The organism is Streptomyces europaeiscabiei (assembly GCF_001550375.1).
GTDB lineage: Bacteria > Actinomycetota > Actinomycetes > Streptomycetales > Streptomycetaceae > Streptomyces > Streptomyces europaeiscabiei.
This window is the reverse complement of the sequence record NZ_LRTR01000089.1, coordinates 1-4,995: the sequence shown is the minus strand read 5'-3', so window position 1 is coordinate 4,995 and position 4,995 is coordinate 1. Positions and strand designations below refer to the sequence as shown.

Sequence of the window (4,995 nt, the reverse complement as noted above, 5' to 3'; positions counted from 1 at the left end):
GCGGCACCCTGGCAGCGCCGGTAAGTGCCTCCCACCCCCGCCCGGCGCCGGCAACCGGGTGCCCCCTCACGCCACCGTCAGCACCACGCACGACTCCCCGCCCAGCGTCAGCACTCCGTCCGCCCCCGGCGCCTCCACCGGTTCCCAGGCCGCCAGCACCCGCGCGTGCGGGACGCCGACCGGGATCGCCGCCGTCTCCTTGCCGAGGTTCATCGCCACGCGCACATCCCCGCGCCGGAAGCCGAACCACCGGGCCTCCTCGTCGAACGCGACCTTGACGTCGGAGAGGTCAGGGTCGGACAGGTCGGGGAAGGTGCGGCGGAGGGCGATCAGGGAGCGGTACCAGGCCAGCATCCGGGCGTGGGGCTCACGCGCCGGCTCGGACCAGTCGAGGCAGGAGCGGTCGCGGGTCGCCGGGTCCTGGGGGTCGGGGACGTCCTCCTCGGCCCACCCGTGCGCCGCGAACTCGCGGCGCCGCCCCCGCCGTACCGCCTCCGCGAGTTCCGGATCGGTGTGGTCCGTGAAGAACTGCCAGGGCGTGGCCGCCGCCCACTCCTCGCCCATGAAGAGCATCGGCGTGAACGGGCCCGCGAGCACCAGCGCGGCCGCGCAGGCCAGCAGCCCGGGGGAGAGGGAGGCGGCGAGCCGGTCGCCCTGGGCGCGGTTGCCCACCTGGTCGTGGGTCTGGGTGTAGCCCAGCAGCCGGTGCGCGGAGACGCTCGTACGGTCCAGGGGCCGGCCGTGGCGGCGCTCCCGGAAGGACGAGTACGTGCCGTCGTGGAAGTAGCCGCCCGTCAGGGTCCGGGCCAGCCCCGCCAGGCCGGCCCGCGCGAAGTCCTCGTAGTAGCCCTGCGCCTCACCGGTCAGGGTGGTGTGCAGGGTGTGGTGGAAGTCGTCGTTCCACTGGGCGTGCAGGCCGAGCCCGCCCTGCGCGCGCGAGGTGACCAGACGCGGGTCGTTCAGGTCCGACTCGGCGATGAGGAACAGCGGCCGGGCCACCTCGTCGGCGAGCGTGTCCACGGCCGTCGACAGTTCCTCCAGGAAGTGCAGGGCGCGGGTGTCCCTGAGCGCGTGGACCGCGTCCAGCCGCAGACCGTCGAGGCGGTAGTCGCGCAGCCAGGCGAGCGCGCTGCCCAGGAAGTACGCCCGCACCTCGTCCGAGCCGGGCGCGTCCAGGTTGACCGCCGCGCCCCAGGGCGTGTGATGCCGCTCGGTGAAGTACGGGCCGAAGACGGGCAGGTAGTTGCCGGAGGGGCCCAGATGGTTGTGCACGACGTCGAGCACGACCCCGAGGCCCAGTCCGTGCGCCGCGTCCACGAACCGCTTCAGGGCCTCGGGACCGCCGTACGGCTCGTGCACGGCCCACAGCGAGACGCCCTCGTAACCCCAGCCGTGCGTCCCGGGGAAGGGGCACAGCGGCATCAACTCGACGTGGGTGACGCCCAGTTCGACGAGGTGGCCGAGGCGGCCGGCGGCCGCGTCCAGGGTGCCCTCGGGCGTGTACGTGCCGACGTGCAGCTCGTAGAGCACCGCGCCCGGCAGCCCGCGCCCGGACCACGACGCGCGCCACGCGTACCGCGCGTGGTCGACGACCGCGCTCAGCCCGTCGGGGCCGTCGGGCTGACGGCGCGAGCGCGGATCGGGCAGGACAGGGCCGTCGTCGACGGCGAAGCCGTAGCGCGTGCCGTCCGACGCCTCCGCCTCGACGGTCCACCAGCCCGGCCGCTGCGGATCGCGCTCCATCGCGTGCGCCGCGCCCGCGCGGTGGAGCGTCGAACGGTCGGCCTGCGGTGCCCACACCTCGAACTGCACGGAACGGTTCTCCCTCGGCTGCCGGTCATGATCCTGGGTAGTCAGGGGGCAAGCCGCTCCGGGAAGGTACGGACACGCCCCCGGAACCGCTTGTCGTCCATCGTGCGCCAAACGAGATCGCCGCGCGGACGGATCGCCGCTTTTCCCCCGCGAGTCGCACCACCCGTAGGTCATGTCCGGGGATGGTCACCGTTTACGGCCTGTCTGGACACCTCCGGCTTGCCTGACCGACAATCACACGCGTGACGTCGTCCTTCGAGTTCCACACTTACCCCGCGCGGCTGTCGGACGCCGAGCGCGACCGTGCGCTGAGGGCGCTCCGTGACGGCGTCGCACTGGGCCGCCTGTCGCACGACACGTTCATCCGGCGGATGGAGCTGGCCCTCACCGCCCGCCGCTCCGACGAACTCGCCGCGCTCACCGCCGACCTGCCCATCGAGAAGCGATGGTCACGGCTGGTGCTCGGCACCGTCGGGGCGGTCTCCGGCTTCGGTGTGAAGCTGCGCCGGGCCTGGCAGGCCGAGCGGCTCCCCAAGCTCCAGCTGCCGCATCCGGCGAGCGGTCACGACCTGCGGATCGGCCGGGACCCGGGCAGTGGGCTCCGGCTCAGCCACGAGACGGTCTCCCGGGTGCACGCCGAGCTGAGCCGGCAGGGCGGCCTGTGGATCCTGCGCGACCTCGGCTCCACCAACGGCACCACCGTCAACGGCCGTCGGGTGATCGGCGCGGCCGTCGTCCGCGACGGCGATCAGGTGAGTTTCGGCCGCATGAACTTCCGTCTCTCCTCGGAATGACCTTCCGACCGTTCCCCTGGTAAAGCTCTGGCCTGGGATTTACGCAGCGAGTTTGTCAACTTCCCTTCCGTTCGAGGGTGTTGACGTGCGTTCTCGGCCGTGACTGACTGTGCTTACACCATGCACACCAGGTGAACCGACGGCACCACATTCGTGGAGGTGTGCCCTGCCGCCACTCCTCCGCTATCCGACCGTGGACGAGTTGTCCGCCCGTGCCGCGGCGCTCGTCTCCCGACATCCGCACCGCGCCCGACTGCGCCGCGTGGGCACCTCACGGGCGGGCACGCCGATGTGGCTGCTGTCCGTCGGACGGGGCAGCCGCCACACCCTGATCGTCGCCGGCCCGCACGCCAACGAGCCCGTGGGCGGCGCCACCGTCCTCCGACTCGCCGAACGGACCCTGGCCGACCCCCGGTCGAGCGACGCCGCCGACATCACCTGGAACCTGCTGCTGAGCCTCGACCCCGACGGCTCCCGCCGCAACGAGGGCTGGCTGTCCGGCCCTTACACCCTCGGGCACCACTTCCGGCACTTCTTCCGCCCCGGCTTCCTGGAGCAGCCCGAGTGGCTGCCCGACGGCGCCGCCGGGGCCGTCCTGCCGGAGACCCGCGCCCTGCTCGACCTCCAGGACGAACTGCGGCCCTTCTTCCAGTGCTCGCTGCACGGCGTCGACGTCGGCGGCGGCTTCGTGGAGCTGACCCGCGAGCTGCCGGGCCTCGACCGACGCGTCGCGTGCACCGCCGCCCGCCTCGGCATCCCGCGCGAGCTGAGCCCGTACGACACCCTGTACTGGCCCCGCCTCGGCCCCGCCGTCTACCGCATTCCGCCCCCGCGCCGGGGCGACCTGGCCGCCGCCATCACCGAGGCCGCCGTCGAGTCCACCTGGTACCACCCGCACCGCTACGGCACGGTCACCGCCGTCGTCGAGGCACCCATGTGGGGGGTCACCGCCGTCGAGGACGCCTCCCCGTCACCCGACGCCGACGCCGTACTGCGCCGCGTCAGCCACGCCCTGCGCCGGGACACCCGGCTCCTGGAGGGCATCCTCGCCCGCGCCCGCCCCTCGGTGAGCGACGGCCCCGACGCCGCCCGGTTCCTCGCCCCGGTCGACGACTATTTACTGGTCGGGCCGGGCCTCGCCGACTCCTGGGACCCCGACGTCCACGACGGCGCCGCAAGGCCGCTGCCCCCGCTCGACACCGCCCGGCTCACCACCCTCGCCATCTCGGGCCGCCGGGTCGCCCTGCGCACCGCCGGGCTGCTGCACCAACTGGTGACCCGCACCGGACGCGACCCGGCCGGTGTGCTGCCCGAGCTGGACCGGCTCATCGACGAGTGGTGCGCCGACTACCGCGACGGCTACGGGGCGCGCTGGATCCCCGTCGCCCGCCAGACGGAGTACCAGACCCGCGTGGTCCTCGCCGCGTTCGACCTGGCGGCCCGGCGCCCGCGCGACTCCCATTCGGGTGAGGGGGGTTGGAGTTCAGAGCCCGCCGTGCCGATGCACCGGGAATGACGAACCCCACCCGCGCGGTACGCGCCGGCCTGCTCTCCGCACTCGCCCTTCTCACCGTCGCCGCCTCGGCCCCCGTCCGGGCGGCCGCCGTCCAGGGCGACTGGCTCTATGTCTCCCTCACCCGCGGCGACGCCCGCTCCTTCGACGCCCGCGGCGACACCCTTTCCTCCGACACCCGCGGCACCCTGCTCCTCTGCGACCCGCCCCAGGGCCACGGCCGGGCCACCCAGGCCTGCGCGGAACTCCGCCGCACCGACGGCGACATCACCCGCATCCCCCACCGGAACGCCCTCTGCACCGAGATCTACGCCCCGGTCCGGGCCACCGCGGAAGGCCAGTGGAACGGCCACCAGGTCGCCTACGAACAGACCTTCGCGAACGCCTGCGTGATGACGGCCAGAACAGGTTCGGTCTTCGCCCTGTCGGACTGACGGCCACCGGCTCTTCCAGGGCGCGGGGCTGTGTCGATCTGCGGCTCCGCCGCGTGGGCGCGACGAGCCACCACACACCCGACCTCGCCCACAACACCATGAGGCACCCCAGCGGGCGGTCAGGACCCCCCGCCGCCCCGCGCGTACGACGCCGCAGTCAGCACCGTACGCACCTGATGCTCGACCTGGTCCTCCAACGGCACCCATCGCGCACGAAACCGGTCGGCGAAGGACTCGCACCACTCGGCGACGAGGTCTTCGAGGAGGGGTGCCCCCGGGGCGTCGGCCTCCACCAGGACCCGCCGCAGCATCGCCGCGGCCCGCAGCGGGAGCCGTCGCCCGAAGGCGTCCACACTGCCCACGTACGCCGTCGACAGGTCCGGCGGCGGCCCGTCGGTCCAGTCCCGGGCCAGCCCCGGCACCAGCGCCAGCGCCCACCGGG

4 protein-coding genes and 1 pseudogene are annotated in these 4,995 nt (G+C 73.6%); 3 read left to right on the top strand and 2 right to left on the bottom strand.

Annotation, left to right across the window (positions count from 1 at the left end):
* Nucleotides 1-66: 66 nt before the first annotated feature.
* Nucleotides 67-1,812, bottom strand: a complete 1,746-nt coding sequence (gene treZ, locus AWZ10_RS04005) for a malto-oligosyltrehalose trehalohydrolase (RefSeq protein WP_046705083.1) — start codon at nucleotides 1,810-1,812, stop codon at nucleotides 67-69.
* A gap of 242 nt (nucleotides 1,813-2,054) precedes the next feature.
* On the opposite strand from treZ, the gene AWZ10_RS04000 reads away from it, so the two are divergent.
* The 3 genes from AWZ10_RS04000 to AWZ10_RS03990 all read left to right on the top strand — a co-directional run bounded on the left by AWZ10_RS04000 (nucleotide 2,055) and on the right by AWZ10_RS03990 (nucleotide 4,553).
* On the top strand, nucleotides 2,055-2,606 hold the full coding sequence (locus tag AWZ10_RS04000; protein ID WP_037700379.1) for a DUF1707 and FHA domain-containing protein: 552 nt from the start codon (nucleotides 2,055-2,057) through the stop codon (nucleotides 2,604-2,606).
* Nucleotides 2,607-2,799: 193 nt separating this feature from the next.
* Nucleotides 2,800-4,122, top strand: coding sequence for a M14 family zinc carboxypeptidase (locus tag AWZ10_RS03995; RefSeq protein ID WP_244172389.1), 1,323 nt, complete (start codon nucleotides 2,800-2,802; stop codon nucleotides 4,120-4,122).
* On the top strand, nucleotides 4,119-4,553 hold the full coding sequence (locus tag AWZ10_RS03990; protein WP_060890449.1) for an SSI family serine proteinase inhibitor: 435 nt from the start codon (nucleotides 4,119-4,121) through the stop codon (nucleotides 4,551-4,553). The genes AWZ10_RS03995 and AWZ10_RS03990 overlap by 4 nt, the downstream gene beginning before the upstream one ends.
* Nucleotides 4,554-4,672: 119 nt before the next feature.
* On the opposite strand, the pseudogene AWZ10_RS03985 reads toward AWZ10_RS03990, so the two are convergent.
* Nucleotides 4,673-4,995 (bottom strand): annotated as a pseudogene (locus AWZ10_RS03985) (M14 family zinc carboxypeptidase); the annotation flags it as partial.

Excerpts from the sequence above, each read along its gene's own strand:
- AWZ10_RS03990 (WP_060890449.1), top strand. The coding sequence starts at position 4,119 with ATGACGAACCCCACCCGCGCGGTACGCGCCGGCCTGCTCTCCGCACTC.